9 protein-coding genes and 1 pseudogene are annotated in these 19,904 nt (G+C 60.7%); 4 read left to right on the forward strand and 6 right to left on the reverse strand.

Annotated features, from left to right (window positions below):
• Positions 1-147: 147 nt before the first annotated feature.
• The 3 genes from ACM6IP_RS19015 to ACM6IP_RS19025 form a co-directional block, all read right to left on the reverse strand.
• Positions 148-2,661 carry a TonB-dependent siderophore receptor gene (locus ACM6IP_RS19015; protein ID WP_414862093.1) on the reverse strand — a complete coding sequence of 838 codons (2,514 nt, stop codon included), beginning with the start codon at positions 2,659-2,661 and terminating at the stop codon, positions 148-150.
• Positions 2,662-2,743: 82 nt separating this feature from the next.
• A complete protein-coding gene (locus tag ACM6IP_RS19020) occupies positions 2,744-3,742 on the reverse strand; it encodes a FecR domain-containing protein (protein WP_414862094.1) in 999 nt (332 codons plus the stop codon).
• Positions 3,735-4,247 carry a sigma-70 family RNA polymerase sigma factor gene (locus ACM6IP_RS19025; RefSeq protein WP_095172010.1) on the reverse strand — a complete coding sequence of 171 codons (513 nt, stop codon included), beginning with the start codon at positions 4,245-4,247 and terminating at the stop codon, positions 3,735-3,737. The genes ACM6IP_RS19020 and ACM6IP_RS19025 overlap by 8 nt, the downstream gene beginning before the upstream one ends.
• Positions 4,248-4,558: 311 nt before the next feature.
• Between ACM6IP_RS19025 and ACM6IP_RS19030 the strand changes: the two are divergent.
• Positions 4,559-5,584, forward strand: a pseudogene (locus ACM6IP_RS19030) (cache domain-containing protein); the annotation flags it as partial.
• A gap of 69 nt (positions 5,585-5,653) precedes the next feature.
• Complete coding sequence (locus ACM6IP_RS19035) at positions 5,654-6,439, forward strand: methyl-accepting chemotaxis protein (RefSeq protein ID WP_371917616.1); 786 nt, start codon at positions 5,654-5,656, stop codon at positions 6,437-6,439.
• A gap of 78 nt (positions 6,440-6,517) precedes the next feature.
• On the opposite strand, the gene ACM6IP_RS19040 is transcribed toward ACM6IP_RS19035, so the two are convergent.
• On the reverse strand, positions 6,518-7,228 hold the full coding sequence (locus ACM6IP_RS19040; protein WP_414862095.1) for a GntR family transcriptional regulator: 711 nt from the start codon (positions 7,226-7,228) through the stop codon (positions 6,518-6,520).
• Between the two features lie 271 nt (positions 7,229-7,499).
• Between ACM6IP_RS19040 and lapG the strand changes: the two genes are divergently transcribed.
• Positions 7,500-8,192: a cysteine protease LapG gene (lapG, locus tag ACM6IP_RS19045; protein WP_095172004.1), complete on the forward strand. Its 693-nt coding sequence runs from the start codon at positions 7,500-7,502 to the stop codon at positions 8,190-8,192.
• Positions 8,193-8,206: 14 nt separating this feature from the next.
• Positions 8,207-10,153, forward strand: a complete 1,947-nt coding sequence (lapD, locus tag ACM6IP_RS19050) for a cyclic di-GMP receptor LapD (protein WP_414862096.1) — start codon at positions 8,207-8,209, stop codon at positions 10,151-10,153.
• 43 nt (positions 10,154-10,196) lie between these two features.
• Here the strand turns inward: lapD and ACM6IP_RS19055 are convergent, their stop codons facing one another.
• Positions 10,197-10,535, reverse strand: coding sequence for a tryptophan synthase subunit beta (locus ACM6IP_RS19055; RefSeq protein WP_401131302.1), 339 nt, complete (start codon positions 10,533-10,535; stop codon positions 10,197-10,199).
• A gap of 149 nt (positions 10,536-10,684) precedes the next feature.
• On the reverse strand, positions 10,685-19,846 hold the full coding sequence (locus ACM6IP_RS19060) for an immunoglobulin-like domain-containing protein (RefSeq protein WP_414862097.1): 9,162 nt from the start codon (positions 19,844-19,846) through the stop codon (positions 10,685-10,687).
• Positions 19,847-19,904: the final 58 nt, after the last annotated feature.

Genomic DNA, 19,904 nt, shown 5'->3' on the forward strand with positions numbered 1-19,904 from the left:
GAATTCCGAAACCCCTGTCTGCATTGCAGACAGGGGTTTTGTCGTTTCAGGGGTAACCAAAGCCTCTGCAGGGCCCCATAGCTTGCTGCAGAGACAACAAAGCCAGCGGCTGAGCCCAGGCGCTGGCTTTGTTGGAATGACCCCCAGTTAGAACTGGTAGCTCACCGTGGCCGCCACGTTACGTTCCTCGCCCATGTAGCAGAAGCTCAGGCTGGCACAGGACGCAATGTAGGATTCGTCAGTCAGGTTGTTGGCATTCAGGCGCACATCGACCCCCTTCAGGCCCACCTTGCCCAGGTCGTAGCCGATCGAAGCATCAAACAGCGTGTACGCAGGCACCTTCATGGTGTTCTCGGCATCCGCCCAACTGTAGCCGACATATCGCACGCCACCGCCCAGGCGCAGGCCATCGAGTGCTGCGCTATCGAACAGGTAGTCCGCCCACAGCGAGGCCATATGGCGTGGTGCCTGAGTCGGCGAGTTGCCCTTGTTTTCGATCACATCGGTGTCGGTGCTCAGGGTGCTGATCATCGATTTGGAGTACTCGATGTCGGTAAAGGTGTAGCTGCCGAGCACTTTCAGGTTGTCGGTCACCTGGGTGTGTGCTTCCAGCTCCAGGCCCTGGGAGCGAACGGCCCCGACTGCACGATAGAAGTTTTCCTGGGGCAGCTTGGTCGCCAGGTTCTCCTGGTCAATGCGGAACAGCGATGCAGTGAACAGGTTGTCCGTCCCGGGTGGCTGGTACTTCAAGCCCACTTCCCATTGGGTGCCATCGGTCGGTGCCAAGGGGTTGCCCGCACTGTCTGCGTAGGAGTTCGGATTGAACGACTCGGAGTAGCTGATGTATGGCGCAATGCCGTTATCAAACAGATACAGCGCCCCGGCGCGTCCGGTCAGCTTGGTGCGTTTGTCGTTGACCTCGGTGCCTTCCGGGCGATTGAACTCGGCCAGGCGGTTTTCTTCCGAGGTTTCTACCCAGTCCTGACGCAGGCCCAGGGAGAACCGCCACTGGTCCATCTCGATCAGGTCCTGCAGGTAAACGCCGGTCTGCTCCAGGCGACGCAGGTAGCTCAATGGATCGTAGTAGGTGATCTCGGCGTTGCCGTACACCGGGTCGAAGGCGTTGATCGGTGCCACCGAACCACTGGTCCAGTCGACCACAGTCTTGCGCCGCTGGTAGTCAGCGCCCATCAATACCGTGTGCTTGCTGTCGCCGGTGAGGAACTCGGCCTGGAGCATGTTATCGACGATGAACGAATGCAGCTTTTCGTCGCCACCGGTGTAGTAGCGGTTCAGCTCATTGCTGGTGGGGGTGGTCCAGCCATACCCATAGATCTGGTCGAGTTTGACCTTGGAGTCCAGGTAACGGAAGTTCTGCCGCGCGGTGAAAACATCATTGAAGCGGTGTTCGAACTGGTAGCCGAAAGACTGCTGGTCGCGCTGGTAGCCATCGACTCCCGGTTCGCCTTCAAAGAAGTGCTCCGAGATGCGCTGGCCATTGCGCTGATGCAGTGCGCCATCGGCCGGCATACCGCTGTGATAGCCGCCATCGGGATCGTGCTGCAGGTAGGTCTGCAGGGTCAGTGAGGTGTCGTCGGTGAAGTCGATGCTCAAGGTCGGTGCCAGGGCGAAGCGCTTTTCCTTGTTATGGTCGAACTGAGTGTCGGATTTGTCGGCAAGGCCGGTCAGGCGATAGGCAATGCGCTTGTCGTCGTCTACAGGGCCACTGAAGTCAAAACCCATACCTTGTTGGCCCTGCGTGCCGACCGTGGCTTGAACTTGATGATAGGCCTCGTATAGGGGCTTCTTGCTGGTGAGCGCCACCAGGCCGCCGGGCGAACTGCGCCCATAGAGCACCGAGGAAGGCCCCTTGAGGATGTCCACGCGCTCCAGGAAGTACGGATCGATCTGCATGCTGCTGTAAGTGCCGCTGTCCCCCATGGACTTCAAGCCATCGAGGTAGATGTTGTCCACCGAGCCATCGTTGAAGCCGCGCATGGCCACGTAGTCGTAGCGATGGGTGGCACCATAGGGGTTGGTCAGCACGCCCGGGGTGTAGCGCATGGTCTGGGATACGGTTTGCGCACCCTGGTCGTCCATTTGCTGGCGAGTGACCACCGACACGCTTTGCGAGGTTTCCAGCAGGGCAGTGCTGGTCTTGGTGGCGACCTGACTGTGAGTGGCGTTGTAGCCTTCCATGCTGCCCAGTGCGTTACCCAGGGCAAAACCCTTGATGTCGGTGGTCGGCAGATTCAGTGCTGCGCCTTCGGCTTGCGGCCGCAGGACGTAACTGCTGCCGTCCTGGCTGACCGCCTGTAGGCCCGAACCGTTGAGCACGTGGCTCAAGGCCTGATCTGCCGAGTAGTCGCCCTGCACCCCAGGCGATTGCCGGCCCTGGGTGAGTTCGGGAGTGGTCGACAGGGTGATGCCGGCCTGGCGCGCGAACTGATTCAGCACATCGCTCAAGGGGCCGGCGGCGATGTCATAGCTACGGCTGGCACTGGCCACGCTGGCATCCGCGCCATGGGCGAGCAACGGCAGTGCGCTCACCCCCAGTGCGGTGGAGAACAGCGCGGCGCGGATGGCTTGGCGCAGCAAGCTGGCGGACGGTGAGTCAGGGGCGCAGGGGCAGGGCAGGGAACGGTGGGTGCGAACAGTCATCATGGGTTTCCGTGGGAGTCGCTCAAGGCAGATTGAAGTGCTTACTGTCTAAGCCGGACTACGCTGGAAAACCCGCCAAAAATCACACCTGGCGCTCCACGGTCACCCACCAGCGTGTGCGATAGCGCACCTGGACGGGGAGCGTCTGCGCCACGATGGCCAGCAGCTTGTCGGTATCCTCCAGGCGGAACACCCCAGACAGACGCAAGTCGGCGATCTGCGAGGCGCAGGCAAGATGCCCACGGCGGTAGCGGCTCACTTCCTTGAGGAAATCCGCCAGGCGCATGTTGCGCGTGACGATCAAGCCATCCACCCAGGCGCCGGGGTCCATCGCCAGAGGCGGGGCAGGTGCCGCCAGGGCAGGGGTGATCAGGTAGCTTTGCCCTGCCTGGACCCGCATCGGCGCCCCGTCCGCCGCCTGCGGTGCAAGCACTGCGACACTGCCACTGGTGACGCTGAGCCGGGTGCAGTCGCGCTCCTGGCGCACGACAAACCGTGCCGTGCTCGCCTCGAACAGACCGTGCTCGCTTTGCACCCGCAACGGCTGGCCCGGGATCGGCGTCAGGCTGCTGCCGCAGGTCACCATGATTTCGCCACGTGCCAGCTTGATCAGGCGTTGCCCGGCGGTGAAATCCAGGTTGGCGGCGCTGTCGGTGTTCAGGCGCAGGCGAGTGCCGTCTGGCAACTGGAAGCCGCGGCGCTCGCCCGTGGCGGTGGCGAAATCGGCGTTCCACTGCAACCCGCCCATCTGCTCCCGACCGAGCCACGCGGCAGAGCCCAGCAACAGCGCGCCGCCAAGCAGCTTCAGGGCCTGGCGACGGTCCAGGCGTTGCGCACTCTGTTCCAGGGTGTGCAACGCGACCTGGGCACCCGGCACCGCCCGCAGGTTGGCGCTCAACTCTTGTTGCAGCGACTGCACCCGCTGCCAGGCCAGTTCGTGTTCCGGGTGTGCCGTGCGCCACCGCTCACATTGCGCCTGGAGCTTGGGGTTGCTGGCGTTATTGCGCAGGCGCAGCAGCCAACTGATGGCCTGCTTGACCACCTGCTGGTGGGGTTCGCCGTGGGCGCGCAGATTACTCACCCGCCTGGCCCTCATAACGCAGCACGTAGCAGTGATAGAGCGCATCGGCGACGTACCGCTCCACCGACCGCAAGGACAACCCCATCTGCTCGGCGATCTGCTTATGGGGCAGTCCCTCGCACTGGGCCAACACAAACGCCTTGCGCACCTTCGGCTTGAGGCCTTCGAGCATCCGCGTTATGCGCTCCAGCAACTCGAGCACCAAGGCCCGCGCTTCGGCACTCGGCGCTTCGGCTTCGGGCAGGTGGGCGATGCTTTCCAGGTAGGCGCGCTCGATCTCCGCACGGCGCCAGTGATCGATCACCAGGCCACGGGCAATGGTTCGCAAGAAGGCGCGGGGGGCCTTGAGTTCGAGTCGCTCGGTACGCTGCAACAGGCGCACGAACGTGTCCTGGGCCAGATCCGCCGCATCGGCGGCATTGCCCAGGCGGCTGCGCAGCCACGTATTGAGCCAACCATGGTGGTTGCTGTAGAGCACCTGTACCGCTGACTCAGGAGAGGGCATGAACGCGACAGCCTGGACGTCACAAATGATAATTAGTCGCATTGTCATCAAGGCCTGTAATTTTTGCAACTGCCGCCGCTCTGCGCCCTCGATAAACCTCAATGAAAGTGCTCTAGCCCGCCATTCGCCGGGTTTTTGCAGAGATTGTCCCGGGTTCTGCACAAAAGCCTAAGTTTTCCCGACTTGGTGCCGAAAGAGTGGGGGAGACATGCGTGCACCAAAGTAGAGCGGCCACAGAGCGGCCTATGGCGTCACATGGAATGTTGCACCCGGAACGCATCCCTACTCTTTCGCATGAGAAGTCCCCTGACATGAATCTCAAGTTCAGCCATAAAATCCTGTTGGCCGCTTCGGGCGTCGTGGTCCTGGCGTTCGCCTTGTTCACTTTGTATAACGACTACCTGCAGCGCAACACCATCCAGCAAAACCTCGACGCCTCGGTCCAGCAAGCGGGGGCCCTGACCGCCAGCAGCGTGCAGAACTGGCTCAGTGGGCGGATCCTGGTCCTCGAGAACCTGGCGCAGAACGTCGCGCACCAGGGCGCCAACGCCGACTTCCCGGGCCTGGTCGACCAGCCGGCCTTCACCTCGAACTTCCAGTTCACCTACGTCGGCCAGGCAAACGGAGTGTTTACCCAGCGCCCTGACGCGAAAATGCCCGAGGGCTACGACCCGCGCCAGCGCCCCTGGTACAAGCAGGCGGTCGCGGCTGACCAAACCATGCTGACCCCGCCCTACATGGCTGCAGTCGGCGGGCTGGTGGTGACCATCGCCATGCCGGTCAAGAAGCATGGCGAACTGCTGGGTGTGGTGGGCGGCGACTTGAGCCTGGCGACCCTGGTCAACATCATCAACTCGGTGGACTTCGGCGGCATCGGCCATGCGTTCCTGGTCAGCGCCGACGGCCAGGTAATCGTCAGCCCGGACAAAGACCAGGTGATGAAAAACCTCAAGGACATCTACCCAGGCGCTAACGTGCGTGTCGGTGCGGGCAACCAGGACGTGCTGCTCAACCAGCAGGAACGCATCCTGTCCTTTACCCCGGTCAACGGTCTGCCGAATGCGCAGTGGTACATAGGCCTGTCGATCGACCGGGACAAGGCCTACGCCGCCCTGGGCAAGTTCCGCACCTCGGCCTTGATCGCCATGTTCGTCGCCGTGACCGCCATTGCCGTGCTGCTGAGCCTGTTGATCCAAGTGCTGATGCGCCCACTGACCACCATGGGCCGCGCCATGCAGGACATCGCCCAGGGTGAGGGCGACCTGACTCGTCGCCTGGCCGTGGAAAGCAAGGATGAATTCGGTGAGCTGGGCGGGGCCTTCAACCAGTTCGTGGAGCGCATTCATGCCTCCATCAGCGAAGTCTCGTCGGCCACCCGCCAGGTGCACGACTTGTCGCAACGAGTGATGGCGTCCTCCAATGCCTCGATCGTCGGTTCCGATGAGCAAAGTGCACGCACCAACAGCGTCGCCGCGGCCATCAATGAACTGGGCGCAGCGACCCAGGAAATCGCCCGCAACGCGGCGGACGCTTCGCAACACGCCAGCGGCGCCAGCGAGCAGGCCGACGACGGGCGCCAAGTGGTGGAGCAGACCATTCTGGCGATGACCGAGCTGTCGCAGAAAATCAGTCTGTCCTGCACCCAGATCGAAACCCTCAACGCCAGCACCGACAACATCGGGCACATTCTCGATGTGATCAAGGGCATCTCCCAGCAGACCAACCTGCTGGCGCTCAACGCCGCAATCGAAGCGGCGCGTGCCGGTGAAGCCGGGCGTGGGTTTGCCGTGGTGGCGGACGAAGTGCGCAACCTGGCTCACCGCACCCAGGAGTCGGCCGAAGAGATCCACAAGATGATCACCTCGCTGCAAGTCGGCTCGCGTGAGGCGGTATCGACCATGAACGCCAGCCAGCTCTCCAGCGAAGAAAGTGTCGAAGTGGCGAATCAGGCGGGTGCGCGACTGGTCAGCGTGACCCAGCGCATCACCGAGATCGACGGCATGAACCAGTCGGTGGCAGCCGCGACGGAAGAGCAGACCGCCGTGGTGGAGACCCTCAACGTCGACATCAACCAGATCAACCTGCTGAACCAGCAAGGTGTGGCCAACCTCAATGAAACCTTGAAGGATTGCGATGCCCTGTCGCTGCAGGCCAATCGCCTGAAGCAACTGGTGGACAGCTTCAAGATCTGAAGCCTCGTAGCACTGGCAAAAACGCGATGAGCCCGGCTGGGCTCATCGCGTTTTTTTTCGCCTGTGCACCTGCGAGTATCAGTTCGCTGAGGTCTTGCCCTGGGACTCGACGCTGTTCAGATAGCGGGTGATGACGTCCACCGCGCGATTGAGGTGGTGCGTCAGTTTGGCCACGCCCAGGGCGATGTCCCCGGCTTGGGCGATGCGCAGCAGTTCGCGGTGATCTTCCTGGGTGAGCTTGCCCAGCCCCATGGACCCCAGGTTGAAGCGCAGGAAGCGTTCTTCTTCCCACAAGCCGTTTTCGATCAGGGTCAGCAACCGACGGTTGGGCGCCTTGCGGTACAGGGCCATATGGAACAGGCGATTGAGCCGGCCGATTTCGGCGTAATCGGTCTCGGTTTCCAGGTGGTCGATGTGGCTCGCTGCCTCGGCGAAATCCGCTTCATCGAGCAGCGGAATCGACAGGCGCAGGGCCTCGCACTCCAGCAGGATGCGCAGCGCATAAGTCTCGGCGGCGTCACCTTCGATCAGGGGCGCCACGACCGCGCCTTTGTGGGCGACGACATGCAGCAGCGATTGCGCTTCGAGCTGGCGCAGCGCTTCGCGTACCGGCATGCGGCTGACGCCGAACAGGTCGGCCAGGTCTTGCTGGCGCAGTGCGGTGCCGCAGGCCAGGCGCCCGTCGAGAATCGCCGAGCGCAGGGTCTCTTCGATCACCGCACGAGCCAGGTGAGCGGGGATAGGGCCGCTGACGGTAATGGTGCTGAGTGGGTTGGGCTTCTGTGCCACGACAATGCCCTCCGACAGTAGAAGTAAATATTGGATCCAATGCACACTAGTGACTGGGTGCCAGCTTGTCAAACGGGCGAGACAATGCCTTTTTCGAGCGTTTAACGCCACAGGCATAGGTGCCGGATGAGCGGATGGCAAACTCGGCGCTGTGATCTTGGTCGGTCCTTCAAGTTTAGCCTGCGCGCAGTGATTGCATCGTGCCATTGTCTTTTACCGATCCAGGCTGCACCATCATCGATTTCCCCACCGCCCTCCCGGAATCACTGCATTGCTGGCACGTTGCGCACTCACTTTGACCTGGCGTTGGCTGTGCTCGGCACTGCTGATCGGCAGTGTCATGCTCGGTGCCCTGCAGGCCGATTGGGACTTCTCGCTGATCAGTCGGCGGGCAGAGGCCTTGTACGGGCCGCTAGGCGAGGGCAAGCAGCGGATCGATGCGTGGCAGCACCTGCTGGCCACACAGCAGCAAGTGCCGGAGCTCGAGCAGCTCAAAGTGGTCAATCTGTTCTTCAACAAGCAGATGCGTTACGTGGAAGACATCGACCTGTGGCGTCAGGTCGATTATTGGGAAACACCCGTCGAAGGCTTATGGAAGGGCGCCGGAGATTGCGAAGACTATGCAATCGCCAAATACTTCAGCCTGCGCCATCTCGGGGTTTCCAGCGACAAGTTGCGTATCACCTACGTCAAGGCCCTGCGCCAGAACCGCGCGCACATGGTCTTGACCTACTATGCCAGCCCTGACGCGATGCCACTGGTGCTCGACAGCCTGGTCGACGCCATTGCGCCCGCCAGCCAGCGTACCGACCTGTTGCCGGTCTACTCCTTCAATGCGCAGGGCTTGTGGCTACCGGGCGCCAAGGGTAACCAGAAAGTCGGCGATACCAAGCGCCTGTCCCGTTGGCAGGATGTGTTGAAAAAAATGCAGGCCGAGGGATTTCCGGCCGAGACGACCCACTAGGAGCACGCGTTCAGATGTCATTGTTCAAACAGTTGTTGCTTGCTATCTGCCTGTTCCTGGTGGTCGCCTTCACCGGCAGCTTCATGGTCAGCCTGGAAAGTTCGCGGACCCAGTACGTCAATCAACTGCGCTCCCACGCCCAGGACGCGGCTACGGCGCTGGCGTTGTCGCTGACCCCGAACATCGACGACCCGGCGATGGTCGAGCTGCTGGTCAGCTCGATCTTCGACAGCGGTTATTACGCGAACATTCGTGTGGTGGACCTCAAGACCGACACCGCCATTGTCGAGCGCAGCGGTACACCCGACGTGAGCAAGGTACCGCAGTGGTTCGTCAACCTGATCGGCCTGGAGCCGGCCGGTGGCGATGCCTTGGTCAGCCGCGGCTGGGAACAGGCGGCCAGGGTCGAGGTAATCAGCCATCCGATGTTCGCCGTGGCCAAGCTCTGGCAGAGCGCCCTGGGCAGCCTTGGCTGGTTGCTGGTGTGTGGCGCGGTTAGCGCGGTGTTGGGGGCGTTGTTGCTGCGCCGCCAGCTCAAGCCGCTGGACTACATGGTCAAGCAGTCCCATGCGATTGCCCGGCGCGAGTTCCTCAGCCTGCCGGAGCTGCCGCGCACACCTGAGTTACGGCGTGTGGTGCAGGCGATGAACCAGATGGTCGAAAAGCTCAAGGCACTGTTCCAGGAGCAGGCCGAGCGCAGCGAGAAACTGCGCGCGCAATCCTATCAGGACACCCTCACGGGCTTGGCCAACCGGCGCTATTTCGAGATGCAGTTGAATGCCCGGGTGAGCAATGCCGAACAGGCGAGCACCGGTTATCTGTTGCTGCTGCGGGTCAAGGACCTGGCGGGCCTCAACCAGCGCCTGGGCGGGCAACGTACCGACCAGTTGCTGCAGGCCGTCGGCCAACAGTTATCGCGTGAATGTGCGCGGTACCCGGAAACCCAGAACCTGGTCACCCGGATCCGTGGCGGCGAATTTGCAGTGCTGGCGCCAGGACTGGTCCGCGAAGAGGCGCAGCAACTGGCACAGAGCCTGGACAGTGCGTTGGCCAGCCTGCATGCCACCGGCGCGACTGACGTGCCAACGGTGGCGGCGATCGGCCTGGCGCCGTTCGTCCACGGCGACACGCCGCAGGCGGTGTTGAGCCTGGCCGACCAGGCACTGTTGCAAGCGGAAGGCGAGGGCGAGTCGAACTGGGCGTGCCTGGAGCACAACGTGGCCGCGACCGTTGGCGAAGACCATCATGCCTGGCACCGGCTGCTGGACCAGGCACTCGAGCAACAGCGCTTCCAGCTGTACTTCCAGCCGGTGGTGGCCAGCCAGGACACCGACCTGGTGCTGCATTACAAAGTCCTGTCGCGCCTGCTCGACGAGCAGGGCCAGACCATTCCCGCCGGGCGCTTCCTGCCGTGGCTGGAGCGTTTTGGCTGGATGTCACGGCTTGACCGCCTGATGCTCGAGGGCGTGTTGACGCAGATGGCCAGCCATCAGCAATCGCTGGCGCTCAATCTGTCCGCCGCGACCCTGGCCGATCCGCAGGCGCTGAACAGGGTCTTCGAGATCCTGCGCCAGCATTCGGACCTGGGGCCACGCCTGACCCTGGAAATCGGTGAGGAGCAACTCCCTGACCAGGCCGTGCTCGAACAACTGACCCAGCGTCTGCGCGAGCTGGGGTTCTCCCTCAGCCTGCAGCGTTTCGGTGGACGGTTCAGCATGATCGGCAATCTGTCGCGCCTGGGCCTGGCCTACTTGAAAATCGATGGCAGCTACATCCGCGCCATCGATCAGGAAAGTGACAAGCGCCTGTTCATCGAAGCCATCCAGCGCGCCGCCCACAGCATCGACCTGCCGCTGATTGCCGAGCGGGTGGAGACCGAAGGGGAGTTGCGGGTGATTCGCGAGATGGGTCTGTACGGGGTGCAGGGCCAGTTGTTCGGCGAACCGAAACCCTGGCAGTAACAATGAGGATGAGCGTACCCGTCGACCGGGTGCGCTCCGGGGCTCAGATCAGCCCGCTTTCATCTTCGTTGATCAGATGGCTCAACCCACCCAGGGCTTCACGTGCCTGGGTCCGGTCCATCAGCTTGGCTTGTGCGGCCGGCGGCAGGTCGGTGACGCGAATCACCCCTTTGCTGGTCAGCACCTGAATCAGGTCGTCGAGTACCCGGATCATCTCCAGGTCACTCTGTTTAAGCTGTTTGAGGCTGGTTTCCATCACCTCGTTGGCGTACCAGGCCTGGATCTCGTGGTGGTCGGCGGGCAGCGTTTCCGTTGCCTCGGCGTAGGGCGCAGCCTCTACGCGCACCAGCAGGCCCTGTGCATTACGTTGCACGTAGAACATCGACAATCCCTCATGAATGAACCAGCGTCGTGCTGTCAGCAGCATAGGCCAACGCAGGTGAGTATGCGGGGCAACGCTCAAGTCGTCACCCCGGCGGTCACTCGAACAAGCCTGCCGACCTCCCGTATGAGCGGTCGGCAGGTACCCGGTCAACTGTTGTTGTGGTCGATCTTGATGGTTGGGTCGAGGCCGACCACCAGTGAGTTGACGCTCTGACCGGACCAGTTGTTGCCTTCCAGTTTGATCGTCACGTCGGCGTTGGCGATGCCACCTGCGGTATTGAGCTTGCCTTCGGAACTGACCTGCAACGTCGATACCCCTTCAACCGTGGTGATTTTCAGGAAGTTGTCGATGGTGCTGGCGCTCTCGCCCTGCAACAGGTCACGCAGATCGATGCGGTCACCTTCGCTGGCCTTGAAGTCCTTGATCACGTCATTGCCGGTATCACCAGACCTCCAGACGAAGGTGTCGGCACCCGAGCCGCCGATCAGGATGTCATTGCCCGAACCGCCCAGCAGCGTGTCCTTGCCGGTACCACCCAGCAGGATGTCATTGCCCTTGCCGCCGTCGAGCACATCGTCGCCGCCCTGGCCGAAGATGATGTCGTTGCCGGCACCGCCCAGCAGGTTATCGATACCGTCACGCGCCCCGGACACATCGAACGCGTTGTAGTGCTCGGTGACGTACTGGTGCACATTGCTGGCAGTGACCTTGCTGACGTCCACCCCGGTTTGCTGGCCAACGAAGGCCTGCATGGCCTGGTAACCCTCGCCGGCAATGCCGTTGAAGCTCACCAGGTCGCCGAAGATGATGTCGTTGCCATCACCGCCATCGACCTTGTCGGCACCCGGCAGGGTGGCCTCGGAATGGCCGAGGATGGCATTGGCCAGGTCCTTCGGATCGATGTTGGTCTGCGGCTTGTCATCAGTGTCGTACGGAATCAGGTCGGCCGGCTTGATGGTCTTGTTCAGGCCGATCGCCTCGACCTGCGACAGGCCACTGAGCAACAGGAAGCTGCTGTTGGAGTTACTGGTCGTGCCATTCCTGTCATCGGTGTAGGAGATCTCATACGTACCGTCACCCTGCGCACGGATCGTGCCGAGGGTATTGGAGTTGTACCACTTGCCCGGCTCGTATTCCGTCCATTTGAGGACCTGGCCGTTACTGTTGATCAACTGGCGGCTCACACCGCCCAGGGTGATATACGCGGTATCGCCCAGTTTGTAGTTGTTGACGTTCAAGTAGTCGTCCAGCTTGCCGTCGTTTTTGGTGGTGCTGTAGTAGAAGTCCGCCACCACCGGGTTGGTCTGCTCGCCACTCTGGTAGTAGTTGGGCTGACCGTCGGTGATGAAGTACGTCAGGTTGGTGGCGCCTTTGTTACCCGTAGCCTGATCGCTCTGGAACCAGTTGGCCGTGGTCTTGAAGACGTCCTCGTAGTTGGTGCCGCCGCCCGACTGCATCGACCTGACCATGCCCTGCAGTTGCTCCAGCGCGCCCTGGTCATTGAGATTGACCGACAGCGTCTTGCTCACGGTGCTGTCGAACGTCGTCAGGAAGATGTTCACCGTCCCCGAGGAGTCCGCACCCAGGCTCTGCTTGAGGGTGTTGAACATCAGGGCCAGCGACTCCTTCGCTGCCTTGATCGAGGTGTCCATACTGCCGGAGGTGTCGACCATGAACGCGATGTTGTAGTTCTTGCCCTGGACCACGTTCAGGCCACCGATGTCGGCAATGACGATGTCATTGCTGTCGGTCCCCAGGATGTTGTCATCCTTGGTCGTGCCCATGATCGGGTTGTACGTCGCCGGGTACAGGGTCACCGGGATCTGCGCAGTACTTGGCGCGGAACCACCCAACTGCTCGGTGGACGTCGACGTCACCGTCAAGTTGAACGAGGTGCTGTGGTACGGCGGCGGGGTGATGGTCAGCGTGCCGAGGTTCCAGCCGGTGACAATCGCCTCGCCATTGGTCGCGGTGGCCGTGAAGGTATGACCGGCGCCATCGCTGAGCACGGAGCCCGCCGGAATCCCGCCGATCTTCACGCTCAGGCTTTCGGAACCGTCCCTGTCGGTCAGTTCGGTGGTGATGGCCGACAGCTTGATGGTGCCGCCTTCTGGACCGGTGTTGAGTTTGTAACCGTCGTAGTAACCCTCACCGTTGCTGCCGTGCAGGTCGGAAACCGTCACGCCGGCATTGATCAGGTCGTTGACGCCGGTGTAGATCGGCACGCCGGCATTGTTCAGGTTGAGCACCGGACCGTTGTCCACCTTGAGGTTGACGTCGTAGCTGCCCGCGCCGCTCTGGTTGTGGTGGTAGATGTCCAGGGTGTAGTAACCGCTGGTGGTCGGCGTGAAGCTGCCGTTGAGCGTGCCGCCATTGCCCCACAGGGCGCTGGCCACGTTCTGGCCGCCAATGGTCACCAGCAGGCTGTCGTCGCCGGTACCGCTGAAGGAGTAGACCTTGCCGGCTTCGAGGTAAATCAGGCCGGAGGTTTTCGAGGCAACCCCAGCCGTCACACTGCCTTCCTGCACGTCGCTGACGGTGGTGCTGGTGTTTGGCTTGCCGGCCGCGTCGATCACCGATTTCAGGGTGTTGGTTGGTGCACCGCTGCCTGCACCGTTGAAGCCGGTGTTCAGCGCGGTCAGGCCGGTCCAGGTTTCCTTGATCAAGCCGGTCGAGTTCACGTTGGTGCCGGCGATGCTCAGTGTTGGCGCATCGGCCTGCGGAGTGATATCGACTTTCAAGGTCGCTTCATTGCCCAGGTTGAAGCCATCGGTAGGCTTGAACTTGATCTGCGCGTAATCCGCGGCTTTGTTGCCCACTCCGGTGCCGCCATAACCGTCGGCACCCGACTCGTTGCGTGCGGGCACAAACGTCAGTTTGCCGAGGGCGATATCCGCCTGGCTGATGGTTTGGCCAACCGTGACCTTGACGCCGTTGAACAGTAACTCGCCAGCGCCCGATACCTGGGTGATGGTGATGCTCAACGGGCTGTCGTTATCGACGTCGGTGACCTTGAAGTTGTCCCAGGTCAGGGTCATGGTCGTGTCTTCGAGACCGGTAACGGCCCCGCCGACAGTCACAGGTGCATGGTCGTTGTCGACGATGGTGGTGATCACGCTGGACTTGTCCGGATCGATCCCCAGGTTTTCGAAGGAACCACCGGTAGCCTTGTCGATAGTGATCACGAAGTTCTCGGCACCTTCGACCAGCTTGTCATCGCGGGTGCTGATATCGAACCCGACATTGTTGCTGTTGGCCGGAATCGTGACCGTCACTACACCGCTGAAATCCACACCATCGATCGCGGTGCCAGTGTACTTCAAGGTCACCGTCACATCGGTCTTGGCGGTGTTGCTCAGGTTCAGCGTGTAATGCGCCGATTGGCCTTCGATCACCGAAGTCACACCACTGATACCCACGGTGGTCAGGTCGCCCTGGCCACTTGGTTCATCTGTCACGGTGGTGGTCAACGTGGTGTCTTTGAGCGTCAGCTTCTCGAAGTTCTCATTACCGGTGACCGAAACCAGCTTGTTGACGATCGGAGCCTGGCCGCCAGTGAAGATGTCGTCCTTGGCAAAGACCACTGCAGTGCCCGTGGTGCCATTGGCCGGGATCTTGACCGTGGTGCCGTCGCTGAGTTTGAAGGTCAGCTCACCGTGGCTGGCCATTGGCAGGCCAGCGGTGTTGGTCAGGGTCACGGTGTAGGTGATCTGGCCGCCTTCGGCGACAGTGGTTTTATCCACACTCAGGGTGGCCGTCACTTCGGTGAGGGTGTCGCTGACTTTCACCACGGCTTCGCCGCCGAGCACCAGGTTCTCGAAGGACTTGCCCGGAACCGTTGCGTCAGTGACGCTCAGCTTGATGGTTTCGCCGTCTTTGTAGACGTCGTCGCCTTGGGCTTTCAGCTCGTATGGAACGCTGGTGGTGCCGGCCTTGATCACCACGGTCGCGCCGTTGCTCAAGGTGACGGTCAGGTCTTGTTTCAGTTCCTGATCCACTTTGACGGTGAACTTCGGCGCAGCGTTTTCCAGCACGTCGCCGTTGCTTTCGATGGTGACGGTGATCTTGTCGCCTTGGCCCGCTGGCTCGTCGGTGACGGTAGTGGTGTATTGGTCTTTGCCGAGGGTCAGCTTCTCGAAGTTGTTAGCCGAAACCGACTCGAGCTTGTTGACGATCGCGTCCTGACCGCCGGTGAAGATGTTGTCTTTGGCGGTGACCACTGCAGTACCGCTGGTGCTGTTGGCCGGGATCTTGATCTCGGTGCCGTCGGTGAGTTTGAAGGTCAGCTCGCCATGGCTCGCCATCGGCATGCCGGCAGCGTTGGTCAGGGTCACGGTGTAGGTGACTTCACCGCCCTCGGCGACAGTGGATTTATCCACAGTCAGGGTGGCTTTCACCTCGGTGAGGGTGTCACCCACCTTGACCACAGCTTCGTCGCCGAGCACCAGATTCTCGAACGATTTACCTGGAACCGTTGCGTCAGTGACGCTCAGCTTGATGGTTTCGCCGTCTTTGTAGACGTCGTCGCCTTGGGCTTTCAGTTCGTATGGCACGCTGGTAGTGCCGGCCTTGATCACCACGGTCGCGCCGTTGCTCAGGGTGACGGTCAGGTCTTGTTTTAGCTCCTGATCGACTTTCACCGTGAACTTCGGTGCAGCGTTTTCCAGCACGTCGCCGTTGCTTTCGATGGTGACAGTGATCTTGTCGCCTTGGCCCGATGGCTCGTCGGTGACGGTAGTGGTGTATTGGTCTTTGCCGAGGGTCAGTTTCTCGAAGTTGTTGGCCGAAACCGACTCGAGTTTGTTGACGATCGCGTCCTGGCCGCCGGTGAAGATGTTGTCTTTGGCGGTGACCACGGCAGTGCCGCTGGTGCTGTTGGCCGGGATCTTGATCTCGGTGCCGTCGGTGAGTTTGAAGGTCAACTCGCCGTGGCTCGCCATCGGCATGCCGGCAGCGTTGGTCAGGGTCACGGTGTAAGTAACTTCACCGCCCTCGGCGACAGTGGATTTATCCACAGTCAGGGTGGCTTTCACCTCAGTGAGGGTGTCGCCAACCTTGACCACAGCCTCGTCGCCGAGCACCAGGTTCTCGAAGGACTTGCCTGGAACCGTTGCGTCAGTGACGCTCAGTTTGATGGTTTCGCCGTCTTTGTAGACGTCGTCGCCTTGCGCTTTCAGTTCGTATGGAACGCTGGTGGTGCCGGCCTTGATTACCACGGTCGCGCCGTTGCTCAGGGTCACTGTCAGGTCTTGTTTCAGCTCCTGATCGACTTTCACCGTGAACTTCGGTGCAGCGTTTTCCAGCACGTCGCCGTTGCTTTCGATGGTGACGGTGATTTTGTCGCCTTCGTTAGCCGGATCTTTTGGATCGCCCGAACCTGGCTCGTCAGTGACCGAAGTGGTCAACGTCGTGTCACCCAGTGTTAACTTCTCGAAGTTGTTAGCCGAAACCGACTCGAGTTTGTTGACGATCGCGTCCTGGCCACCGGTGAAGATGTTGTCTTTGGCGGTGACCACAGCCGTACCACTGGTGCCGTTAGCCGGGATTTTCACCACAGTGCCATCGGTCAGCGTGAACTCCAGAGGACCATGGCTCGCCATCGGCATGCCAGCAGCGTTGGTCAGCGTCACGGTGTAAGTAACTTCACCACCTTCGGCGACAGTGGTTTTATCCACCGTCAGGGTGGCTTTCACCTCAGTGAGGGTGTCGCCAACTTTGACCACAGCCTCGTCGCCGAGCACCAGATTCTCGAAGGACTTGCCTGGAACCGTTGCGTCAGTGACGCTCAGCTTGATGGTTTCGCCGTCTTTGTAGACGTCGTCGCCCTGGGCTTTCAGCTCGTACGGCACGCTGGTGGTGCCGGCTTTGATCACCACGGTTGCACCGTTGCTCAAGGTCACGGTCAGGTCTTGTTTCAGTTCCTGATCCACTTTGACGGTGAACTTCGGCGCAGCGTTTTCCAGCACGTCGCCGTTGCTTTCGATGGTGACGGTGATCTTGTCGCCTTGGCCCGCTGGCTCGTCGGTGACGGTAGTGGTGTATTGGTCTTTGCCGAGGGTCAGCTTCTCGAAGTTGTTAGCCGAAACCGACTCGAGCTTGTTGACGATCGCGTCCTGACCGCCGGTGAAGATGTTGTCTTTGGCGGTGACCACTGCAGTACCGCTGGTGCTGTTGGCCGGGATCTTGATCTCGGTGCCGTCGGTGAGTTTGAAGGTCAACTCGCCGTGGCTGGTCATCGGCATGCCGGCAGCGTTGGTCAGGGTCACGGTGTAGGTGATCTGGCCGCCTTCCGCGACAGTGGATTTATCCACAGTCAGGGTGGCTTTCACCTCAGTGAGGGTGTCGCCAACTTTGACCACAGCCTCGTCGCCGAGCACCAGGTTCTCGAACGACTGACCTGGAACTGTTGCGTCAGTGACGCTCAGTTTGATGGTTTCGCCGTCTTTGTAGACGTCATCGCCCTGGGCTTTCAGCTCGTACGGCACGCTGGTGGTGCCAGCCTTGATTACCACGGTCGCGCCGTTGCTCAGGGTCACGGTCAGGTCTTGCTTGAGTTCCTGATCGACTTTCACCGTGAATTTAGGCGCAGCGTTTTCCAGCACATCGCCGTTGCTTTCGATGGTGACGGTGATTTTGTCGCCTTGGCCCGATGGCTCGTCGGTGACCGAAGTGGTCAACGTCGTGTCGCCGAGGGTCAGCTTCTCGAAGTTGTTGGCCGAGACCGACTCGAGTTTGTTGACGATTGCATCCTGGCCGCCGGTGAAGATGTTGTCTTTGGCGGTGACCACGGCAGTACCACTGGTGCCGTTAGCCGGGATTTTCACCACGGTGCCATCGGTCAGCGTGAACTCCAGAGGACCATGGCTCGCCATCGGCATGCCGGCGGCGTTGGTCAGGGTCACGGTGTAGGTGACTTCACCACCTTCGGCGACGGTGGATTTATCCACCGTCAGGGTAGCTTTCACCTCAGTGAGGGTGTCGCCAACCTTGACCACAGCCTCGTCGCCGAGTACCAGATTCTCGAACGATTTACCTGGAACCGTTGCGTCAGTGACGCTCAGTTTGATGGTTTCGCCGTCTTTGTAGACGTCATCGCCTTGCGCTTTCAGCTCGTACGGCACGCTGGTGGTGCCGGCTTTGATCACCACGGTCGCGCCGTTGCTCAGGGTCACGGTCAGGTCTTGTTTCAGCTCCTGATCGACTTTCACCGTGAACTTAGGCGCAGCATTTTCCAGTACATCACCGTTGCTTTCGATGGTGACGGTGATTTTGTCGCCTTCGTTAGCTGGGTCTTTTGGATCGCCCGAACCTGGCTCGTCGGTAACGGTGGTGGTGTATTGGTCTTCGCCGAGGGTCAACTTCTCGAAGTTGTTGGCCGAGACGGATTCCAGCTTGTTGACGATCGCATCCTGACCACCGGTGAAGATGTTGTCTTTGGCGGTGACCACGGCAGTGCCGCTGGTGCCGTTAGCCGGGATCTTGATCTCGGTGCCGTCGGTGAGTTTGAAGGTCAACTCGCCGTGGCTCGCCATCGGCATGCCAGCGGCGTTGGTCAGGGTTACGGTGTAAGTAACTTCACCACCTTCGGCGACAGTGGTTTTATCCACCGTCAGGGTGGCTTTCACCTCAGTGAGGGTGTCGCCAACTTTGACCACAGCCTCGTCGCCGAGCACCAGATTCTCGAAGGACTTGCCTGGAACCGTTGCGTCAGTGACGCTCAGCTTGATGGTTTCGCCGTCTTTGTAGACGTCGTCGCCCTGGGCTTTCAGCTCGTACGGCACGCTGGTGGTGCCGGCTTTGATCACCACGGTCGCGCCGTTGCTCAGGGTCACGGTCAGGTCTTGTTTCAGCTCCTGATCAACCTTGACGGTGAACTTCGGCGCAGCGTTTTCCAGTACATCGCCATTGCTTTCGATGGTGACAGTGATCTTGTCGCCTTGGCCCGATGGTTCGTCAGTGACCGAAGTGGTCAACGTCGTGTCGCCCAGTGTCAGCTTCTCGAAGTTGTTAGCCGAGACGGTCTCGAGTTTATTGACGATCGCATCCTGACCACCGGTGAAGATGTTGTCTTTGGCGGTGACCAGTGCAGTGCCGGTAGTGCCGTTAGCCGGGATTTTCACCACGGTACCATCGGTCAGCGTGAACTCCAGAGGACCATGGCTCGCCATCGGCATGCCAGCAGCGTTGGTCAGCGTCACGGTGTAGGTGACTTCACCGCCTTCGGCGACAGTGGATTTATCCACCGTCAGGGTGGCTTTCACCTCAGTGAGGGTGTCGCCAACCTTGACCACAGCCTCGTCGCCGAGCACCAGGTTCTCGAAGGACTTGCCCGGAACCGTTGCGTCAGTGACGCTCAGCTTGATGGTTTCGCCGTCTTTGTAGACGTCGTCGCCCTGGGCTTTCAGTTCGTACGGCACGCTGGTGGTGCCGGCCTTGATCACGACAACGGCGCCGTTGCTCAAGGTCACGGTCAGGTCTTGTTTCAGTTCCTGATCGACTTTCACCGTGAACTTAGGCGCAGCATTTTCCAGTACATCGCCATTGCTTTCGATGGTGACGGTGATCTTGTCGCCTTCGTTAGTCGGATCTTTTGGATCGCCCGAGCCAGGCTCGTCAGTGACCGAAGTGCTCAACGTCGTGTCGCCGAGGGTCAGCTTCTCGAAATTGTTAGCCGAAACCGACTCGAGCTTGTTGACGATCGCATCCTGGCCGCCGGTGAAGATGTTGTCTTTGGCGGTGACCACTGCAGTGCCGGTGGTGCCGTTAGCCGGGATCTTGATCTCGGTGCCGTCGGTGAGTGTGAAGGTCAACTCTCCGTGGCTGGCCATTGGCATGCCAGCAGCGTTGGTCAGCGTCACGGTGTAGGTGACTTCACCACCTTCGGCGACGGTGGATTTATCCACAGTCAGGGTGGCTTTCACCTCAGTGAGGGTGTCGCCCACCTTGACCACAGCCTCGTCGCCGAGCACCAGGTTTTCGAACGACTTGCCCGGAACCGTTGCGTCAGTGACGCTGAGCTTGATGGTTTCGCCGTCTTTGTAGACGTCGTCGCCCTGGGCTTTCAGTTCGTACGGCACGCTGGTGGTGCCCGCTTTGATCACCACGGTCGCGCCGTTGCTCAGGGTGACGGTCAGGTCTTGTTTCAGTTCCTGATCGACTTTGACGGTGAACTTCGGTGCCGCGTTTTCCAGCACATCACCGTTGCTTTCGATGGTGACGGTGATCTTGTCGCCTTCGTTAGCCGGATCTTTTGGATCACCCGAGCCTGGCTCGTCCGTCACGCTGGTAGTCAGCGTGGTATCGCCCAAGGTCAGCTTCTCGAAGTTGTTGGCCGAAACCGACTCGAGTTTGTTGACGATTGCATCC

This window comes from Pseudomonas sp. IT-P176 (genome assembly GCF_949767245.1).
Lineage (GTDB): Bacteria > Pseudomonadota > Gammaproteobacteria > Pseudomonadales > Pseudomonadaceae > Aquipseudomonas.